The following is a 21,230-nucleotide window of genomic DNA, read 5'->3' on the forward strand; positions in this document are numbered from 1 at the left end:
AACTCCACTTCTTCATTTGCCAGCAAAAGGTTTTATTCCATAAAACTCATTTCGATTTGATTTGGATACGGAAGAAATCAGTGAAATCTATCGTTTACGCTCGGCAATAGTATAATCTTCAATTCCATAAGTCTCAATAATATAATCTTCCATTTTATTAATCTCAATACTATATTCTTCTGGAACTGGAAGGCCATTGTTGAGATACGGGCTAACCTTCTTACTTAACTCATTGATCTTTTTTAATATTTCCTCCTTATTAGATGATCCTTCCTTAGAGGATACGTAAGCATAGTGATTATTAATAGTCCGAAGGAGATGAAGCGGATGATACTCATTTGCAAATTCTTCCGGAACTGGAAGGCCATTGTTGAGATACGGGCTAATCTTCTCACTTAATTCATTGATCTTTTTTAACGTCTCCTCTTTATTAGATAACCATTCCTTAGAGGATACGTAAGCATAATGATCATTAAAAGCCTTAAGGTAATCAAGCGCTTGAATAGCATCTCGATATTTTTGTGGAACTGGAAGGCCATTGTTGAGATACGGGCTAACCTTCTCACTTAACTCATTGATCTTTTTTAGCGTTTCCTCTTTATTAGATAATCCTTCCTTAGAGGATATATAAGCATAATGATCATTAATAGTATGAAAGAGATGAAGCGCATTAATCGCATTTATATAGTCCTCTGGTGCTGGAATCCCTAGGTTGATATACGCGTTCATCTTCTTATTCAACTCATCGTATTTTTTTTGCGTTTCCTCGTCAAACTTTGGGTCAAAATGATTTTTCATAGGAGGAAGCGGGGTCCGATTCCCCTCCTTATCAACGTGTTCGACGGTTCCATCTGAATGTTGGATGTAACCATCGCCCCTAGCACCCTTGGATTGTTGTACTAATGAATGAATAGCATCCCGATATTCTCGTGGTACAGGAAGGCCTTTGTTGAGATAAGGGTTAACCTTCTCTTTTAACTCATTAATCTTTTTTAGCGTCTCCTCTTTATTAGCTAACTCTTCCTTAGAGGATACGTTTGTATAAAGATCATTAAGACTAGTAAGGAGAGCATAATTTGTAATAGTATCATCAAGCTCTTCAAAAGCATCCCGATATTCTTGTGGAACTGAAAGGCCATTGTTGAGATACGGACTAACCTTCTCTCTTAACTCATTGATCTTTTTTAGCGTTTCCTCTTTATTAGATAACCCTTCCTTAGAGGATACGTATCCATAAAGATCATTAAGACTATTAAGGAGGGGAAGCGTATTAATAGCATTCAGATATTCTTGTGGAACCGGAAGATCCTTGTCGAGATATGGTCTAACCTTCTCAGTCAACTCATAGGCAGTCAACTCATAGGATTTTCTTAGCTTTTCTGCTTGATTAGATAGTGATTCTGCTTGATTAGATAGTGATTCTGCTTGATTAGATAGCGCTTTCTCAGAGGGGACGATCGATGTAGCAGCATACGTAGCGGCCCCGCCACTTCCAATTAGGGAAATTGCAGCAACAGCTGAGAGCACAATCATCGATTTTTTTGGTTTTTTCGCAATCATAAGATTATTCAATCTCCTTTTTATATATTTTTTAGAATTGTTAAAACTACTCGTACAAACAACATTTCTCTGCTTGACACCATACTCCAGCATTGATAAAATCGTTTCTCCGTAAAGCCTGCGACTTTCCGTATCCATATTCTGAACGACTTTTTCATCACAGGAGAGTTCGCAAAGCATATCTAACTGTTTGTTGAGCGAATAAGCCGCAGGATTAAACCAGTGAACTGCATTTGCAACGAGTACGATCAGTTTCACCAGTAGGTCGCCGCGCTTTAAATGAACGAGCTCGTGGGATAAAATCATAGCCAGCTCTTTGTCGCCCAATTGGATATCTGGCATAATAACAATAGGTTTCCACAATCCCATAAGCATCGGAGTTGTTGCACGTGCGCTGATGATTACCTTGACAGGGCATTTCACCGTCTCACATACGCGGCTGTTTTGTAAAATCGAACGCTTAAAGGCCAGATACCGCTTTATCTGTACAGCAAGAAAAAGAATTGTGCCCACTGCCCAAACCAGAATGGCGAAGAAAATCATCTCTTTTATATTTTCATGCCACAACGGACCTGACATCATTCGATCGAGAAACGAGAAATGACTTGCCGTTTGTTCGATAGGCATGACGCGTTCTAATGGTTCAGTCATTGTTTCAGTTATTGATTCAGTCATCGTTTCAGTCATTGTTTCAGCTGTTAGATTGGTGTCGGTATCCGGTACCGGTATAATCGAACGGATAAACGGAACCAGTCCGTTGATGATTGCAGCAGAACCGCCAAGCAGAAAAAATACAGGGATTAAGCCCGAATAGTAATGCCATGTCGGAGAAAATACCTTTTGCGTGACAGGCTTAATACAGTTTTGCAAAACCCATATGATCGTACCAACGAATGACGTAATAAGGAGGGAAAGGAAAAAACTCATCATTTCTTACCACCCTTGCGGACAAACCACTCTTTTAACTCCGCTATGTCATCCTGACTGAGTTCATTATCATCAACCAGAGCGGCTATAAAATTTTTTACTTTCCCATTGTATAAGCGATGAAGAAAAGTTTGGGTTTCGTACTTCTTGTACTCGCTCCATGTCAAAGCAGGTTCGTAAAAATTTACCTTCCCGTTCATTGATTTTGTCAGAAACCCTTTATCGATCAGCCGTTTCAGTATGGTGGATACGGTTGAAGTTTTCCAGTCTTTGCTGTCGAAAATATCCAAAAGCTGTTTAACTGTTACGGGGGTAGCTAAATCCCAGATCACCTCCATCACTTCCATTTCTGTTTCAGACAGTTTTCCTAAATTTTTCATCGGGTGTGCACCTCCGATTATTACTGCGACAACTTGTCGTAAGATGAATATACGACAAGTTGTCGTAGGTGTCAATAAGTGATTCATTATTTTTTTCTTAAAAAAAAGTATTCTTTTTCTTTGGTTCTGATCCTACCCTTTCAGTTTCTGCTTTTGCACAGCTAAGTGGTCAAGTAAAATGATACGGTAGATTATATCGGCTTTAGCTATTATTTTAATCGTACAACAATTACGGATATAACTATGATCATAGATTAACAGCTTTACTATAAAACTGTTTCTTTCAATTTAAGCTATCATTTGTCGCAATTATATGAAAATGCAGCTGTTTTGATAGATTCATATCTAGCAACGTTCAGCCGCAGGAAAGCAAAACGGCATCTTTCCTGCGGCTGAATCGTTTTATTCCATATCTAACTGGCAGTAAGACCCCCACCTCGAGAGTAAGAGGAACGAAGAAGTCTAGGTGGGGGATAACTGAAAGTCAAATGTCCGATTGGTTCGGGCCGACAGGATGTCGGTCATAAAGGCGTTGCAACAGGACGTTGCGATCTTAGCCTTTGTTCTACTGCTTATCAGTGGGGGATGGGAAAAACCCCCACTGATGGAAGTTTAAACTTTATTTCACTGTGCAGTATATCCTCCATCAAGTACCACTGCTTGGCCTGTTATGCCGCGGGCTTTATCGCTCGCTAGGAAGATTGCATAATCAGCAATTTCGCTGACATCAAGCAGGCGTTTTTGTGGAATGAGCGGGTAGATGACTTCTTCGATCACTCTGGCAAGCGGTACTTTTCTTGCTTTGGCGAGATCTTCTAATTGACCACGTACTAATGGCGTATCTACATACCCAGGACAGAGCGCATTGACGGTAACGCCTGAGGAAGCACTTTCTAAAGCCGCTACTTTCGTGAGTCCAATGACACCATGTTTTGCACTGTTATATGCCGCCTTGTTCGCAAAGCCTATTAAGCCATTAATCGATGAAATGTTAATGATCCTGCCAAATTTTTGTTCTTTCATCATCGGCAATACATGCTTGATTGCAATAAAGGGAGCAGTCAGCATAATCTTGATCATGAGCTCGAATTTTTCAGTTGGGAATTCTTCAATTGGCGAAACATGCTGAAGGCCAGCATTGTTAATAAGTATATCCACACGCCCAAATTTTTTCTTAGTTTGTTCAATGAGGAGAACAATATCTTTTTCTACAGTGACATCTGCTTGAAGACCAATCACATCAAGTCCTCTATTTTTAAGTTCTTGCGCTGCATCTTCCACTTGCTCATTTAAGTCTGATAAAACAACTTTCGCACCTTCTTCGGCAAATATTTTACCAATTTCAAAGCCAATTCCTCTTGCAGAACCCGTAATAATTGCCACTTTATTTTGTACCATGATACATTCCTCCAAAAAAAATGTAATGGTCTAAGCTGCAACTGTTCTATTAGAAATCTGAAAATAGCGATAAATGTAAGCAGGGAAAACAATATGAAGTCGTGGGGAAGGTTTGATAGAAAAATGAGGTTGGTTTTCTCTAAAAGTGTAACATATTTCATTTGGAAAAAAAATATGTTTGTCAACAAAGCTTAGTTGTTATTTCTATCTATCTCTCATGGTAAGGGATTTTTTAAAAGATATTTTCCACTATCGTCTTTAAACGAGCTGCAACCCTTTCTTTCTAAAGTTGAGGTTGCTTTTTTCATTTTGGCGCGGTTTTTGCATGTATATAGAGGTGATCGCTTTTACTGAAATAAGGAGGCCATGAAAATGGTAAAAAATATTACCGTTATCGGTTCGGGAGTAATGGGAAGCGGAATTGCCCAGTCCTTTGCGATGGGAGGATATGCTGTCGTAGTGAATGATATTGCTGAAAAGAATCTTGTAAAGGCAAAGCAGCTTATTCTAGACAATTTGTCACTGCTTGCAGCAGAAGGAGTATTGTCAGAAAAAAAGAAACAGGATGCAGCTGAGAATCTTATCTATAAGCGAGAATTGGCTGAAGCGGTTCGAGATGCAGATGTGATCATTGAAGTGATACCTGAAGTCATTGAGTTGAAATGGGATTTGTATCAAAAATTAAATGCACTGATTGGCCCTGAGACGATTATTGCTTCTAATACGTCTACTTTTCCAATCTCTACTCTTGCTGAGAAGGCGAAATTCCCTGAAAGAATGATCATTACTCATTTCTTTAATCCAGGTCATTTAGTGCCTTTAGTTGAAATTGTAAAGCATCAGAGAACAAGAAAGGATGTTGTTGATACAACGATGAACTTGATTCGCAGCATTGGGAAGACGCCAGTGCTGCTTAAAAAGGAGATATCTGGGTTTATTGCCAATCGGTTGCAGACTGCATTAATGCGTGAAGCTTTCTATCTATTAGAAGAAGGAGTTGCCAGTGCTGAAGATATCGATGCTGCTGTCACTGCAGGGCCAGGTTTTCGTTGGGCATTCACAGGACCAATTGAAATAGCCGATTTTGGCGGATTGGATACGTGGCAAAGGGTATTCGAAAATGTCGCTCCTGCGTTGGATCAAAGTGTCGAGGCTCCCAAGATGATTCGTCAGCTAGTAGAAGAGAACAAACTCGGAACGAAAACAGGAGAGGGCATATTCAGCTATGACGCGGCTCTCGTTCCCAACAAAATTAGGAAAAGAGATCGCCAGCTCATTCAATTGGAGAGACTTAAAAATAAGGAGGATCATTAAATGAGAGAAGTTGTGATTGTAGGAGCTGCAAGAACACCTGTAGGTTCGTTTGGAGGCAGTCTGGCAAGCGTTTCAGCAGTAGAATTAGGAAGGGTGGCTGCTAAAGAAGCAATCAAACGTGCAGGAATTGTACCTGAATTAATTGATGAAGTGATCGTCGGCAATATCCTTTCAGCAGGATTAGGTCAAAACGTTGCACGTCAAGTAGCTATTCATGCAGGACTCCCTGAGAGTACTCCCGCGTTCACGATTAATAAGCTATGCGGATCAGGGCTGCGGACAGTGATAATGGGAGCGCAGTTTATTTCACTTGGAGATGCGGATGTGATTCTAGCTGGTGGTGTTGAAAGCATGAGCAATGCTCCATACATATTGCCGCAATTTCGGTGGGGGAAAAAAATGGGCAATGCCGAAGCGGTTGATTCGATGCTATACGATGCATTAACAGATGCATTTCATCAATATCATATGGGAATAACTGCTGAGAATATCGCCGAAGAATGGAAAATTAGTAGACAACAGCAAGATGAGTTTGCCCTAGAAAGTCAATTAAAGGCAGAGAAGGCTCAGCTTTCAGGAATTTTTGCTGAGGAAATTGCGCCTGTTGAAATGAAAAAAAGAGGCAAGGCAATTGTTGCTGATCAAGATGAACATCCACGCCACGGTTTAACGATTGAACAGCTTGCAAAACTTCGTCCAGCATTTAAAGAAAACGGCACAGTCACAGCAGGCAATGCCTCTGGGATTAATGATGGGGGGGCAATGCTCGTATTAATGGCGAAGGAAAAAGCGGATGAACTAGGCTTAGACATTCTGGCAACGATGAGATCTTATGGCAATGCGGCGCTAGATGCGACCATTATGGGATACGGGCCAGTGCCTGCATCAAGAAAAGCGTTGGATAAAGCGAAGCTGACAGTAAAAGATATCGATTTATTTGAAGTGAATGAAGCTTTTGCAGCACAATCTCTTGCTGTGTTGAGAGACCTTAAACTAGATAAAGACAAAGTGAATGTGAACGGCGGCGGTATTGCATTAGGACATCCTGTTGGCGCTTCGGGAGCACGCATCCTTGTTACATTGCTATATGAAATGAAACGGAGGCAGGCCAAGCGTGGACTTGCTACTTTATGTATTGGTGGAGGACAAGGAACGGCATTAATAATAGAAAGATAATCAATTGCGAGTAAGATGGAAACAGATTTCCTCGTTTTCACTATGCTATAATGATATAGAAATGATGGGAGTAAGGAGAATGGGAATGATCAAGGACGATTCTAATCTGTTGTTCATCATGAAAGCGTTCTTAGAACGATTGCCATTTGGGGTATTAATGATTAAGAATGAAAAAGAGGTCTTCTTTTGTAACCAATTATTATCCAAACATTTTGAAGAGAATGCAATGGAGTTTAATCTATCTATCATTCTTGAAAGAAATATGCTTCTAGAGACAACCACACATATTCATTTGCCAAATAAGGACGTTGTCATAAGGAAAATGCAGCTCGAGGAATTGGAAGATGTTTATCATCTCTACCTATTTTCATTTACAAATGCATCTAATCGATTGTTGAATATAGAAGAAAATCAAGAGATTTTGCTAAAGGATATGATGGAGTCTGCCTATGATGGCCTAGTGATGGTTGATACAGATGGGTATATCCAACTGTTAACGCAGGCATATGCAGATTTCTTAGGTGTTGATCAAAAAAGCGCCATTGGGAAACATGTAACCGAAGTAATTGAAAATACACGTATGCATGTAGTTGTAAAAACAGGGAAACAAGAGACAGCTGAACTTCAAAAAATCAATAAAAATTATATTATTGCAACAAGGTCGCCAATGTTTAAACAAGGCAAGGTAGTGGGGGCAGTAGGGAAGATTTTGTTTAAAAATGTTGGGCAATTTACCGCACTATTCAAGCGTCTCCGTTCCCTAGAAATAGAATTGAAGAAATACAAAGGAGACTTTCGCGAAAGCAACAAGGCTTCTTATACATTCGATGATTTAATTGGAAGCAGTCCTTCATTTATAGATGCCAAAAATCAGGCGAAAAAGGCATCTAGGGGTGATTCCAATGTGCTGCTCTTGGGAGAAACAGGAACTGGAAAAGAATTATTTGCTCATTCAATTCATAATGAAAGCAGACGCGCAATGGGGGTTTTTGTGAAAGTAAACTGTGCGGCGATCCCTGCTGAGCTGCTGGAATCTGAGCTATTTGGCTATGAAGAAGGCTCGTTTACCGGCGCAAAAAAGGGTGGAAAAGCTGGGAAATTTGAGGCAGCAGATGGCGGGACGATTTTTCTTGATGAAATTGGCGAGCTTCCTATACATATGCAAGTGAAGCTTTTGCGTGTCTTGCAAGAAAAAGAAATTGAACGGGTTGGTTCCACTGTCAGTACGCCCATTGATGTGAGAGTGATTGCGGCAACGAATCGAAATTTAGAAGAGATGGTGGAAAAGGGTGAATTTCGCCTTGATTTATTTTATCGGTTAAAGGTAATGGAAATCAACATTCCATCATTAAAAGAACGAAAGCAGGATATTGAGACCCTTGTTAGCTACTTTCTGAACAAATATGAACAGATAATGAAAAAACATGTACAGAGAATCAATGATCATGCACAACGTTTATTGACTGTGTACTCGTGGCCTGGAAATATAAGAGAGCTTGAAAATATCATCGAGCGGGCTTTGAACATAGTAGATGAAGGGGATGTCATTACACCTCACCATTTGCCTGAGGAGATTACGGGGCAAAAAGAAGAAATAATCGCTCGTCCTTTAGCCGATCTTTTAGAAGAAACGGAACGAAATGCGATTGTTGCTTGTTTGAAGTTAACCAATGGCAATAAGTCAGAGACGGCAAAGCAGCTAAAGGTTAGTAGGACTACTCTTTATGAAAAAATGAATAAGCATGGATTGCTATTATAAGTAACTATCCTTTGCCCCTGGCAGAGGATAGTTTTTTAATATTATATACCTGAAAATGGTATTTGTAAGGCAATCCAAACAATGAAGATAGCCTGAAATGAGTATTGTAATGAAAGCCGGACACTTTATAAAGGCTAAGGAAGATACTGTTCAGTTATCCGAACAGTTTTTCAGGAAAGCTGGGTTTTTATACTTATTAAGACATCATTTATCCCACATCTAACTGGCAGAAAGACCTCTACCTCAAAAGTAAGAAGAATCGAAGAAGTCTAGGTAGGGGATAACTGAAAGTCAAATGTCCGATTGGTTCGGGTCTACAAGGATAAAGGAAAGCTTCTTGAATCAATATCACACGAAGAAAAAGTGAACTTCTTTTTCGAGGACGTAGATCACTAAAAGCGTTGCGACAGGACAAGGAAGCTTCGGCAGGGATACATCGCACGAAGAATAAGCGGGTTTCCTTTTTCGAGGACGTCGTGCTTTTAGCTTGAGATCTTTTGTATGGGGGATGAGAGGAACCCCCCACTGATGAAAGTTTCACTTTAACATCGATTTTTAAAAATTGAGTCCCACTTTATATGTACATAAAAGAATGGAGCATGCGTCATAATAAAGAGCAATTTTATCGATTTTTAGATTGGCATGTAACTTGCAATGTATTAGGCGAGTGGTTTAGTAATAGTTTGCAAGGTTATTAGAAGTCATCATAATAGCGTTTTGTTTTTTTCTAATTTGAATAGGCTGACTTGGGGAAGGCAGCTTTATTTGGAATCATGAAGCTGTAAAAAGCGGGGAAAGAAGCCAGCCTATCGTAAGTAGGAGAGGAAAAGGTTTAAAAAGAGGGCTTTTTAAGTTTTCGAGACTTTGGAAGGAGTTTCATATTGAAGTGTTTGAAGAACAAAGGGTGAAGCCGATTCATGACTATTGAATTGCTTTGGGAGAAGTGCATTGATTGTATAGCTGATCGGCCTTAAAGGAGTGTTTTTACAAAGGGGGATTTATATTGTTCTTTCAAATTTTAGCTATTGTCTTAGCACTAGGGCTGCTCATATTTTTGGCTTATCGAGGATTTCCGGTCATTATTGTTGCACCGTTAGTCACGTTATTAGCTGTGTTTTTATCCGGCGGCCATTTGTTGCCCAGCTATACGGAGGTCTACATGTCTCATGCAGCAAGCTATATAAAATCATTTTTCCCTATTTTTCTCCTAGGAGCTATATTTGGGAAAGTAATGGAGATAAGCGGAGCAGCAGCTTCGATTGCTCAAACAATTGTTAGATCTTTAGGTTCGAAACGAGCAATATTGGCTGTTGTTCTTGCTTGTTCAGCATTGACATATGGCGGCGTTTCTTTGTTCGTCGTTGCATTTGCGGTATATCCATTTGCAGCAGCTATTTTCAAGGAGGCAAATATACCTAAGCGACTTATACCAGGTACGATTGCATTAGGAGCCTTTACGTATACAATGGATGCCTTGCCTGGTACACCGCAAATTCAAAATATTATTCCGACAAATTATTTTGGGACAGATACATATGCGGCTCCAGCAGTAGGAATTATAGGCGCTATTATGATCTTTATTGGAGGAATACTTTGGCTTGAGCATAGACGCAAGCAAGCGCTCGCCAAAGGAGAAGGTTATGGCACTGGACACACGAATGAGCCAGAAAGCGCAGGGGAAACAAAGCTCCCAAACTTTTGGCTGTCAATTTTTCCACTTATTTTAGTAGTAGGGTTTAATTTCATATTTAGCCGCAGTGCAATATCTGTTAAAAATTGGTATGATGAAACCGTTTTAGCAGATGCATTTAATATTACGAATGTAAATACGATCACATCTTCCTGGTCATTGATTGTCGCACTGATGATTGGCATTTTGGCGGCTATGCTGCTCAATATTAGACGTATTAAATTGAAGTTGACAACTGGATTAACTGCTGCAGCTATGGGTTCTCTGCTTGCAATTTTCAATACAGCTTCAGAGGTCGGGTTTGGCAATGTAGTAAAAACCTTACCTGGATTTACAATCATTCAAAACGGGGTATTCAATGCGAGCAGTAATCCGCTTGTTTCGGAGGCCGTTGCTGTTAACGTACTTGCTGGAATTACAGGTTCTGCTTCTGGAGGATTATCGATCGCTTTGGAAGTAATGGGCAGCCATTATTTGAATTTAGCTCAGCAAGTGGGCATTAGTCCAGAAATGCTGCATCGGATTGCGTCGATGGCTTCTGGAGGTATGGATACATTGCCTCATAATGGAGCAGTCATTACCTTGCTTGCGATAACTGGGCTTACACATCGCCAATCCTATCAGGATATTTTCATCGTCACAATTTTAAAAACAGTGACAGTGTTTATCATTGCTTTTGCAGCGACATTATTTATGTAAAAAATGGAGATGAGAAGATGGAAAAAGTGATATCCACTATAGATGATGTCATTAGACAAATAAAAAACGGTTCAACAATCATTGTAGGCGGCTTTGGATTATGTGGAATACCAGAGAAGCTCATACTTAGTTTACGTGAGCATGGTGCGAAGGATTTAACAATTGTAAGCAATAACTGTGGAGTGGATGACTGGGGACTCGGTCTTCTCCTTGAAAATAGGCAAATAAAGAAGATGATGGCCTCTTATGTTGGAGAAAACAAACTGTTTGAACAGCAATTCTTAAGTGGAGAACTAGAAGTAGAACTCATTCCTCAGGGAACGCTTGCAGAACGCTTGCGTGCAGGGGGAGCAGGAATTCCAGCTTTCTATACCGCAACTGGGATTGGTACTGAGGTAGCGAAAGGAAAAGAGCATAAAGAATTTAACGGAAAGACATATGTAATGGAAGAAGGTATTGTTGGCGACTATGCGTTTATTAAAGCATGGAAAGCTGATCCTTTCGGCAATCTAGTCTTTCGCAAAACAGCACGAAATTTTAATCCAGTAGCAGCAACAGCAGGAAAAGTGACAATTGCGGAAGTAGAAGAACTTGTGGGACTAGGTGAGTTGGATCCTGATGATATTCATACACCTGGTGTATATGTCCAGAAGGTGTTTGTTGGTAAACAATATGAAAAGAGAATTGAAAAAATAACAACTGCTAGTAAATAGAGAAGGAGGATGTTTTGATGACTAATGGTAGACAAAAAATTTTGAAACGGGCGGTTAAAGAAATTCAAGATGGCATGTGTGTCAATTTAGGGATCGGAATGCCAACATTCATTGCTGACATGATCCCAAGTGAATATAATGTCATGTTGCAATCAGAAAACGGCTTGTTAGGTATTGGTGCTTATCCACAGGAAACAGAGATCGATCCGGATCTCATTAATGCTGGTAAAGAAACGGTAACAGCTAAAATGGGCGCTTCGTACTTTGATAGTGCAGAGTCGTTTGCAATGATTCGAGGCGGTCATATTCAATTGGCAATTCTCGGCGGTATGGAAGTCTCAGAACAAGGTGATTTAGCGAACTGGATGATCCCAGGAAAAATGGTAAAAGGCATGGGTGGAGCGATGGATCTTGTTCACGGGGCAAAGCGAATTGTTGTGATCATGGATCATGTAAATAAATATGGTGAAACAAAAGTGAAAAAGGAATGTACGTTGCCTTTAACAGGTCAAGCAGTTGTACATTGCTTGATTACCGATCTTGCTGTTTTTCATTTTGATAAAGCTGGCATGAAATTAGTTGAGCTGCAAGAAGGTGTTACGCTTGAAGAAGTGCGTGAAAAAACGGAGGCTGCATTTTTAGTGAGCGAGTCGCTGAAAGTTTAATAGATGAAAGTGAAAAAAAGCCGTTGCTAGGTTGACTAGATAACGGTTTTTTTTGATCTTTAAGCAGAAAATAGGAAACCTTTCATAAGAGAGGAGAAAAAATAGACTTATTGAATGTATATAGAGAGAATAATGATGTAGAAGGGGATTGAATAAATGTTATTCAAAGAATGTCATCGCATCGCTGAACTAATGTCTGCATTTACGAAACCATGGTTTTTTGCAGGTGGTTGGGCAATTGACCTTTTTGTTGGACAGGAAACAAGAAAACATCAAGACATCGAAATCTCTTTGTTTAGAAAAGATCAACGTCACATAAGAAACTATCTTCCAGATTGGGAATTTAAAAAAGTGATAAAAGGTGAATTTTACGAATGGGAAGACGAATTTTTAGCGTTGCCAATTCATGAAATACACGCAGAAAATAAAAAGAGTGGTCAAAAAATCGAAATGCTTTTAAATGAGTGTCAAAATAGCAAATGGATATTTAGAAGGAACAAGTCCATTACTTACCCATGCAACTCGATCTGGAGTTATACTGATTCGGGTATGCCTTATCTTCAACCAGAAATCGCTTTGTCCCACATCTAACTGGCAGTAAGACCCCCACCTCAAGAGTATGAGAAATCAAAGAAGTCTAGGTGGGGGAAACTGCCAGTAAATGTCCGATTGGTTCAACTAACCATCAGTGGGGGATGAGAGAAAACCCCCACTGATGGAAGTTTCACTTTATTGTATAAAGTAAAAAATACGAAGGAAAAAGATCATCGCGATTTTCTAACCGTAAAGGATAATCTTTCAAAAGACCAAAAGCAATGGCTACAAGAAGCAATCCAAATACATGAACCAGAACACCAATGGCTTGCTTTATTATAATGACAATCGTTCACATCGATGTGAACGATTGTCATCTTTGATTTAAATATGTATGTGATATCAAACAAAGCTCGACACATTTTGACAAATTTTTTTAAAAAATGCTTGATAATTTCTTACTAAATGGATATAATAAAGAGGTCGTTTAAAAAGAATATGCGGGTGTAGTTTAGTGGTAAAACTACAGCCTTCCAAGCTGTTGTCGTGGGTTCGATTCCCATCACCCGCTCCATACATAGTGCATAACGCAGTGTTTCGACTCTTAGATAGCGAAGCATTGCGTTTTTTTTGTGATACTAATTAAATTGTCTATAAAAAAACTATTTACTTTTTATGAGAATAATGATTTAATTGAACAGTGGTTAATTAATTTGGCCGGGCTTAAAATTCTCTTTATAGGGGAGAAATATCCAAATTGATGGAAGCAATATCAACAAAGGAGGTTGCCATGTCAGCTCGTAAAGTGGTTGCAAAAGAATTGACGCGTTCAGTGATTATGGAAGCTGCTCATGATCTTTTTATTCGCGAAGGTTATCAGCATGTGTCGATGCGGCAAATTGCCAAACAGTTAGGTTACTCTCATGGTGCTCTTTATTATCACTTTGATAATAAGGCAGAATTGTTTTATGCCATGGTTGAGCAAGATTTTCAGTTGCTAAATGAGAAATTACATGATGTATTGCAGCAAGATTTATCACCAAAAGCGAAGTTAAAAGCGATTTTGTTAGGCTTTATTGAATTTGGCTTAAATAATCAAAGCCAATATGAAGTGATGTTTATGGTGAAAGATGCTGAAGTGAAAAGTTATTTGCAGGAAGGGCCTAATAAAAGTTATGAATTGTTTGTTCAAGCGCTGCAGCTATGTACGGATAAATTGGATGTGAGGCAGGCGTATTCTATTTTTTTGTCGCTGCATGGTTTTGTTTCACATTTTTGCCGGGAAGTTGCATCATTTGATGAAGTTCATTCGTTAGCAGAAACGCATGTTACATTTATTATTACATCCATTTTTTCCCCCATGAAGTAAATGGGGTTTTTTCACAATATCAATTGACCAGTGGTTAATTAAAAGGAGACAAAGACGATGAAAAAAGTAATGGTAGTTGGAGCAACAGGTGGAATGGGATATGCAGTTGTAAAAGAGTTAGCAGGTAGAGGAATCAAAACAATTGCGATTGCAAGGAACGAGCAAACATTACAAACGTTATTTAGAGATGAACCTCTTGTTCAAATTCAGACGGGAGATGCACTACAAAAAGCAACAATAGACGCTGCTGCAGCGGATGTGGATCTTATTGTTCATGCGATCAATGTGCCATATCGGGAATGGGCAGAGAAGCAGCTTCCGATGTTAGAAAATTTACTAGCAGTTGCTGAAAAGGTTGGTGCTAAATTTATACTCGTTGATAATATTTATGCTGTTGGCGAACAGTCTGGTGGATGGATTGATGAAAACAGGAAAAAGCAGCCGACGACAAAAAAAGGAGCAATTCGCTTACAAATGGCGGAGAAAACACTTCAAGCAAAGATACCAACTAGCGTCGTTCATTTTCCAGATTTCTATGGCCCAAATGCACAAAACACGGCAATTCATATCATGTTAGCAGCCGTTCTCAAAAATAAAAGAATGCCTTACATCGGAGATCCGAAAGTAAAGAGGGAATATATATATACGTTTGACGGTGCACGTGCATTAGTAGAAATAGCACTAAAAGATAGAGGTGTGAACGAAGAATGGTATATCCCAGGCATTTCTCCTATATCTGGAGAAGATTTATTTGCACTCATTCATTCACTCACAGGCCTTCAAAAAAAGCCAATGATTGCTAATAAAATGATGCTCCAGCTAATTGGGCTGTTTCAGATGCAAATGAGAGAAATGGTCGAGCTATTATATTTATTTAATGCTCCTGTTTATATAAAGGGCGACAAATATGAGCGAGAAATTGGCCCGCTTCCTCTTACGTCCTATAAGGAAGGATTAAAAGCAACAATAGCGTCGCTGCAGCAATGATCATTCGCTCGGTTATGATTGGAAAGATGAAATCCTTGCTGCGTATAGCCATCCTCCACTAAATTATATAGAATAAGTCTATAGAAGCGGATGTTCCAAAAGGGGGACTCACTAATGAATAATCAAATTTTAATCGTGGAGGATGATCCATCTTTACAGCATGGCATCCAATTTGCCTTAAAAAAAGAAGGATATGAAGTAACGGTTGCTTCTACCATCGCAGAAGGAGAAGAGCAACTTCAGATAAAACAGCATCATTTAATACTGCTGGATGTGAACTTGCCAGATGGGAGCGGTTTTGATTTTTGTCAAAAACTGCGTAAGACAAGCGATATCCCAATCATTTTTTTAACTGCTCGCAATACGGAAATTGATGTTGTCGTCGGACTAGATCTTGGAGGCGATGATTATATTACGAAGCCTTTTCGCTTACGGGAATTAATTTCTCGCGTTGGTGCAGCATTGCGTCGAAGCCAACATCAGGAACAGAAAAAGAAACCGAAGGTGTTGCGAACTGGAGATCTTTCTTTATTTGTGGATGATATGAAGTTCTTTCTACAAGAGGAGGAAATTCCTTTATCGAAAACAGAGTGGCGCTTGTTAAAATTATTGATGGAGCATCCACAGCAGGTGCTGACAAAAGAACAAATACTTGAGCAGCTTTGGGGAATCGATTCCTCTTTTATTGATGAAAATACGATAGCAGTTAATATAAGCAGAATCCGAGAAAAAATTGAGCAAGACCCGAGAAATCCAAAGTATATTACAACGGTTAGAGGGGCTGGCTATCGATGGAACGATTTTTAGATCAAATATTATCATTATTTTCTAATCGTGGCTTGAAGCGGCTGCTTGGTTTCTTTTTTCTTTATTTATTTCTTATGCTCGCTTTTTTCTTTTGTTTGAACATAGTTGAAACGAACAAACTAAAAACAGAACGAATGACTGTTTACTTTGGTATGCTAGGTGTCGCTGCAAAAAATGATCCTTCTCTAGCAGCAGAACTTGGAGTGAAATTAGGGCAATCATTTTCTGAAGAAGATGTCAGGAGGGGACAGGGGTTAGCAAAGGCCTATGGATTAACAGAAAAAATCCCAAGTGAATTCGTCCCTTATCTTGAACGGAAGAACAGCCCTTTTTTCTGGGGAAAAGTAAGCTTTTTTTTGCTGTTGACTCTGTTGCTTTTGATGATGCTTTTGAGAGAATATGTCCATTCCAATAAGAAGGTAAAATCGATGGCGAATCGCGCAGAAGCAGCAGCGACAGGTGAACTATTTGAACGTGTAGAAGTAATTGATGATGGAGAATGGGGAAGGCTTGAGTTTCAGATGAATGAAATGGGTACAAGGCTGCAGGAGTTAGTCGAATTGCTCAAACAAGAGAAAGTCCAATTAAAGGACACGATTGCAGATATTTCCCATCAATTAAAGACGCCTTTAGCCTCGCTCTCTATTTTTCAAGAATGTTTGGAACAAGAGTTAACAGCTGAGGAGCGATCTGACTTTTTAAAACGTTCGCGAATGGAGTTGGATCGAATGGATTGGTTTATTCAACACCTCCTCATGCTCGCTAGATTAGAAGCAGATGCGGTAGGGTTTCAGTATCAATCTTTCTCTGTACATAAAACGGTTGAACAAGCTTGTGAGCAAGTAACAGCGTTGTTTCAAGCTAAAGATGTTGGTCTTCAAATAAAGACGGATGAACAACCTGATGCATTATTGCAAGATAAAACTTGGCTTACAGAAGCATTTAGCAATATATTGAAAAATGCGCTTGAACATACTGACAGCGGCAAAAACGTATTCGTGTCTATCGAGTCGACACTTGTTACAGTTAATGTCAGGATACAGGATCAAGGTGCTGGGATTCCTGCCAAACACATTCCTCATATTTTTAAAAAATTTCATACAGCTCATACGACTTCAAAAACGAGTGCAGGCTTGGGGCTCGCCTTGGCAAAATCAATTATTGAAAAGCACTTTGGTGTGATTAAGGTGGATAGCGAAGAAAACGTAGGAACAACTTTTGAGATTACTTTTTTAAAAAATGCTGGACAATGGCTATAGGTATTTATCCCACATTTAACTGGTAGTAAGAGCCCATCTCGGGGAGTGAGAGGACTCAGAAGCGCTAGGTGGGGGGTAACTGAAAGTCAAATGTCCGATTGGTTCAGGTCAACAGGATAAGGAAAGCTTCTTGAATCAACATCGCACGAAGAAAAAATGCTCTTCTTTTTCGAGGATGTTGGTCACTCAAGTGTTGCGACAGGACAAGGAAAGCTTCGGCAGTGATACATCGCACGAAGAAAAAGCGGTTTTCTTTTTCGAGGACGTCGCGCTTTTAGCTTGAAATCCTTTGTATAGGGGATAAGAGAAAGCCCCCACTGATGGAAATTTCACTTTATTTAGCTACACCTAACTGTGGTGTGCGCTTTTTTCTGTATATTTGTTCAGAAAATGAATGAACTCAGCATTTACGAAGAAAATTATATGTCTGTCATACATTCAGTATGAGACAATTCCTGAAAATTCCTTAAATCTTTCTTACAGTATTGTAAGAAAGATTGTAAGTGTCATGTAAGCTTCCTTCTTTATAGTATTAATCAACGTTAAGAAAAGAGGGAGAACCATGAAACCGATTATCGAAACAGAAGCATTATCGAAAATTTATGGTACAGGGAATGTGGCTGTTAAAGCTGTTCAAGAAATTAATCTACAAATTTATCAAGGTGAATTTGTAGCGATTGTAGGAGCGAGCGGCTCTGGGAAAAGTACGCTGCTTCATTTACTAGGAGGTCTTGACGAGCCGACATCAGGTGTCGTTAAAATAGATGGACAGTCACTTTTTGCGTTCAATGAAAAAGAGCGTGCGATTTTTCGCAGACGGAAATTTGGTTTTATTTTTCAATCGTATTATTTAATACCAGTGTTGAATGTAGAAGAAAATATGATGATGCCCATCTTATTAGATAGAGGAAAGCCTGATATACGGTATTTAGACGAATTGATTGCTGTTTTAGGGTTGGATGAGAGGAGAAACCATCTGCCATCTGAGCTTTCTGGGGGACAGCAGCAGCGTGCAGCGATCGGGCGTGCACTTGCTTATAAGCCTTCTGTTATTTTAGCAGATGAACCGACAGGAAACTTAGATTCAAAAAATTCACGAGAAGTCGTTGATTTGCTAAAACTCTCTGTAAAATCATTTAATCAAACACTCGTCATGATTACACATGATATGACGATTGCTGGGGAAGCAGATCGAGTGATTGTCATGAAGGACGGAGAGATTACAAATGTTGAGGTGAATAGGCGATGACATCCTATTTGAGCCTCGCATTTAAGCAAATAAGAATGAACAAAAAGCGAACCGTTCTTTTTTTATTAGGGATTATCATTTCTGTCGCCATGCTCGTGACGACAATGACAATGGCAAAGAGCATCAAGGATAGCTATATTAAGGAAGCCCGCAACTATCCAGGAAATTACCATTATGCTTATTACGATGGAGACATGGCGCTTTTAAAACAGTTGTCTGATCATATTCTTATTGAAGATAAGCAAGCTATTACTAATTTTGAATCCGTTCCAATTGAAGGGGATGAGGATGGGCATAGTATGCGGCTTATTAGAATTACTCCTGGCTATGAAAAGATGCTTCCTTTTGAAATAAAAGAAGGACGTGCTCCTCAAAATGGGAAAGAGGCTGTGCTTGAAGAGTGGCTGTACAATAAATATTATCGTGATGCTCACATTGGCGATCATATCAAGGTAGCTACTGAACAAAGGGAGGAAGTATTCACGCTCACGGGGATTTCTAGCAGCAGGATCGCCAGTCAATATGAGCGAGTTGGTGAAGTATACGCAGGATGGAATGAAGAACAAGGAGGACATGTAAGTATTTTCTTTCGCTTAAAAGATGAAAAGCATGTAGGTGATTATGGTGAAGAATTTTCTAAACTTCCAGGCAGAGACGTAGGATTTACGGAAAACTATCGTCTGCTTTCGCTATTAGGTGAAAGTGGGATTGATGGAAGGAACCAGGCTTTAACAATGATTTCTGTGATTTTGGTTGTCCTAATTGTCGTTGCAACGGTTGCCGTTATTTATAATGCTTTTCACATTTCTGTTATGGAACGGATAAAGCACTTTGGAATGCTGCGCGCTATTGGCGCCGAGCCTAAACAAATAAGGCAGTTGATTATGGTAGAAGGGATTATCCTTAGCTTTATTGCAATACCAATTGGTGTTTTAGCGGGTTTAGGCGGCATTAGTATTGTATTGAAAATGATGGGATCTAATGTCCTTGGTATCGAATCATTTGCACTTTCTATTGATCCGCTCGTTATTAGCGCAAGCTGTGTCGTTGCTGTTATCAGTGTGATGATCTCTGTATTGCTGCCAGCACATACCGCAAGCAGCATTTCTCCTATTGAAGTCATTAGATCAGGAGGAAAAGAGCAGAAGAAACTTCGCAAACGAAAAAAGAAAACAAAAATTCCGTTTTACTCTTATGCCATCGAACTAGCGAAAAGAAATATCGGCCGCAATAAAAAACGCTTTTTCTTAACAGCTTTTTCGATTGCAATTAGTGTTGTTCTCTTTATTGTTTTTCACCATTTTATCCAATCAGCACTTGAAGTTGTCCCAACTGACAATGAGTCAACCGATGTCACATATATAGCGTACGGATCGTACAGTGATGAACCGGAAGATGCTATCCTAATGAGGGAGCAATTTGAGGAGCTAAAGCGTATGCCTGAAGTAGAACGGATTTATCCGAAGTATCAAAGGCTATTTGGGAATATTTTCCCTGAAGAGAAAAAACTAAATCAGGACTTGCTTTGGGCATCTAAACAATCCTTAGATGGAAAAACATATATCGGTGCAACGATTCTAGTTTATGATCAATCGCGTATAGAAGCCTTAAAGCCATATATAAAATCAGGAAAAGTGGATTTTGAGAAAATGGAGAAGGAAAATAGCGCAATTATATTACAAAGAAGTGAAGTATACGATCCTGTTAAAGAACAGGTAGTGATAGATCAATGGACATATTATGAGCCTAGCGACAAGGTTAATGTGAATATGGATCAAGCTTATGTAAATAATGATGATGGAGATGAGCAAACAAATATAGACCGGAAAAAAGATGTTGAGCTTAACGTTTCAGCTGTGTTAAAAAAAGGAGCTTTTAGCGAAGAAATAGATAGTAACAATACAGTTGTTGTTATCATTACGCCGCAAACGGCAGCGAAGCTAACATCATTTTTCTCATCTGAAGAGAAGCAAGCCTTCCGTATTCCTTCTAAACTAGATGATATTCTTGGTATGGATATTTATCTGACAGAAGAGGCTGATCGAGAAAAAATGAATAAATATATGGAAATGCTTGAGGTAGGAAAACCGGGAATGCACGTCATCTATGCTGAAGACGATTTAAAACAGCGAAAAAACTTTCAAACTCAATTGCAAGTCTTTGTGTATGGATTTATTAGCCTGATTGCGCTTGTAAGCAGTTTGAATATTTTAAACACAGTAAGTACGAACATTATTTTAAGAAGTAAAGAATTTGCCATGCTTCGTGCGGTAGGGATGACAATGGCACAAATCAAGGCAATGGTTTTGCTGGAAGGTGTGCTTTATAGCATCATTGGCTGTATTGTGGGTATTATTGGTGCAATTGGCATTACACTCCTTCTCCATCTCCAATTAAATGGGATAAAAATCATGTCATATACATGGCCGATTCAAGAAATCATTTTTGCTGTCATCGGTGCAATTATCATTGGAATTGGCTCCGTGGTATTCCCGCTTCGAAAGATGAAAAAAATGAACATGGTAGAAGGACTGCGTGAAGAAAATGAATAATGAGCTTGTAATTAGTCCATAAATGAAAACAGGTGGAGAAAAATGGGATTATTTTTTCTCCACCTGTATTTGGTTCTGTAATTGATCTCGGACGATAAGCAACTTCATTTGGCTGACAAATCGGAGAAATTGGTTTATAACTCGATTGTTTCGGCTGATAATAATTAAATGAAGGTAACAAAATGCTTGTTC

General features: G+C 39.3%; 17 protein-coding genes and 1 tRNA gene. 15 read left to right on the forward strand and 3 right to left on the reverse strand.

From position 1 onward, the window contains the following. Positions 1–87: 87 nt before the first annotated feature. The 3 genes from J2S08_RS11565 to J2S08_RS11575 form a co-directional block, all read right to left on the reverse strand. Positions 88–2,490: a M56 family metallopeptidase gene (locus J2S08_RS11565; RefSeq protein WP_307229634.1), complete on the reverse strand. Its 2,403-nt coding sequence runs from the start codon at positions 2,488–2,490 to the stop codon at positions 88–90. Then, positions 2,487–2,867 (reverse strand): BlaI/MecI/CopY family transcriptional regulator, encoded by a 381-nt coding sequence (locus J2S08_RS11570; RefSeq protein WP_307229636.1) that lies wholly within the window; start codon positions 2,865–2,867, stop codon positions 2,487–2,489. The genes J2S08_RS11565 and J2S08_RS11570 overlap by 4 nt, the downstream gene beginning before the upstream one ends. A 624-nt stretch (positions 2,868–3,491) precedes the next feature. Continuing rightward, positions 3,492–4,265, reverse strand: coding sequence for a 3-hydroxybutyrate dehydrogenase (locus J2S08_RS11575; RefSeq protein WP_307229637.1), 774 nt, complete (start codon positions 4,263–4,265; stop codon positions 3,492–3,494). Between the two features lie 372 nt (positions 4,266–4,637). Between J2S08_RS11575 and J2S08_RS11580 the strand changes: the two genes are divergently transcribed. The 15 genes from J2S08_RS11580 (at position 4,638) to J2S08_RS11650 (ending at position 21,038) form a co-directional block, all read left to right on the forward strand. Beyond that, positions 4,638–5,579: a 3-hydroxyacyl-CoA dehydrogenase family protein gene (locus J2S08_RS11580; protein ID WP_307229640.1), complete on the forward strand. Its 942-nt coding sequence runs from the start codon at positions 4,638–4,640 to the stop codon at positions 5,577–5,579. Then, positions 5,580–6,755, forward strand: coding sequence for an acetyl-CoA C-acetyltransferase (locus tag J2S08_RS11585; protein WP_307229642.1), 1,176 nt, complete (start codon positions 5,580–5,582; stop codon positions 6,753–6,755). A gap of 79 nt (positions 6,756–6,834) precedes the next feature. Beyond that, positions 6,835–8,514: a sigma-54 interaction domain-containing protein gene (locus J2S08_RS11590; RefSeq protein WP_307229643.1), complete on the forward strand. Its 1,680-nt coding sequence runs from the start codon at positions 6,835–6,837 to the stop codon at positions 8,512–8,514. A 1,003-nt stretch (positions 8,515–9,517) separates the two neighbouring features. Next, on the forward strand, positions 9,518–10,903 hold the full coding sequence (locus tag J2S08_RS11595; RefSeq protein ID WP_307229645.1) for a GntP family permease: 1,386 nt from the start codon (positions 9,518–9,520) through the stop codon (positions 10,901–10,903). A gap of 17 nt (positions 10,904–10,920) precedes the next feature. Continuing rightward, entirely contained in the window at positions 10,921–11,616 is a 696-nt protein-coding gene (locus J2S08_RS11600; RefSeq protein ID WP_307229647.1) for a CoA transferase subunit A, read from the forward strand. 17 nt (positions 11,617–11,633) lie between these two features. Further along, a complete protein-coding gene (locus J2S08_RS11605) occupies positions 11,634–12,281 on the forward strand; it encodes a 3-oxoacid CoA-transferase subunit B (RefSeq protein WP_307229648.1) in 648 nt (215 codons plus the stop codon). 156 nt (positions 12,282–12,437) lie between these two features. Beyond that, positions 12,438–12,872 (forward strand): nucleotidyltransferase domain-containing protein, encoded by a 435-nt coding sequence (locus J2S08_RS11610; RefSeq protein ID WP_307229651.1) that lies wholly within the window; start codon positions 12,438–12,440, stop codon positions 12,870–12,872. Positions 12,873–13,013: 141 nt separating this feature from the next. Next, positions 13,014–13,157, forward strand: coding sequence for a hypothetical protein (locus tag J2S08_RS11615; RefSeq protein ID WP_307229654.1), 144 nt, complete (start codon positions 13,014–13,016; stop codon positions 13,155–13,157). 158 nt (positions 13,158–13,315) lie between these two features. Beyond that, positions 13,316–13,389, forward strand: a tRNA-Gly gene (locus tag J2S08_RS11620). A 216-nt stretch (positions 13,390–13,605) separates the two neighbouring features. Next, positions 13,606–14,184: a TetR/AcrR family transcriptional regulator gene (locus J2S08_RS11625; protein WP_307229656.1), complete on the forward strand. Its 579-nt coding sequence runs from the start codon at positions 13,606–13,608 to the stop codon at positions 14,182–14,184. A gap of 57 nt (positions 14,185–14,241) precedes the next feature. Beyond that, the gene (locus J2S08_RS11630; RefSeq protein WP_307229658.1) at positions 14,242–15,171 is read left to right on the forward strand and encodes an NAD-dependent epimerase/dehydratase family protein; all 930 of its coding nucleotides are present in this window, start codon (positions 14,242–14,244) and stop codon (positions 15,169–15,171) included. Positions 15,172–15,285: 114 nt separating this feature from the next. Next, positions 15,286–15,978 (forward strand): response regulator transcription factor, encoded by a 693-nt coding sequence (locus J2S08_RS11635; RefSeq protein WP_307229660.1) that lies wholly within the window; start codon positions 15,286–15,288, stop codon positions 15,976–15,978. Continuing rightward, positions 15,963–17,237, forward strand: a complete 1,275-nt coding sequence (locus J2S08_RS11640; protein ID WP_307229662.1) for a HAMP domain-containing sensor histidine kinase — start codon at positions 15,963–15,965, stop codon at positions 17,235–17,237. Before J2S08_RS11635 ends, J2S08_RS11640 begins: the two co-directional genes overlap by 16 nt. 562 nt (positions 17,238–17,799) lie before the next feature. Further along, the gene (locus J2S08_RS11645) at positions 17,800–18,486 is read left to right on the forward strand and encodes an ABC transporter ATP-binding protein (protein WP_307229664.1); all 687 of its coding nucleotides are present in this window, start codon (positions 17,800–17,802) and stop codon (positions 18,484–18,486) included. Continuing rightward, a complete protein-coding gene (locus J2S08_RS11650) occupies positions 18,483–21,038 on the forward strand; it encodes an ABC transporter permease (protein WP_307229666.1) in 2,556 nt (851 codons plus the stop codon). The genes J2S08_RS11645 and J2S08_RS11650 overlap by 4 nt, the downstream gene beginning before the upstream one ends. The last annotated feature ends 192 nt before the right edge of the window (positions 21,039–21,230 follow it).

The sequence above is a fragment of the Bacillus chungangensis genome (assembly GCF_030812995.1).
Classification (GTDB): domain Bacteria; phylum Bacillota; class Bacilli; order Bacillales; family Bacillaceae_C; genus Bacillus_CF; species Bacillus_CF chungangensis.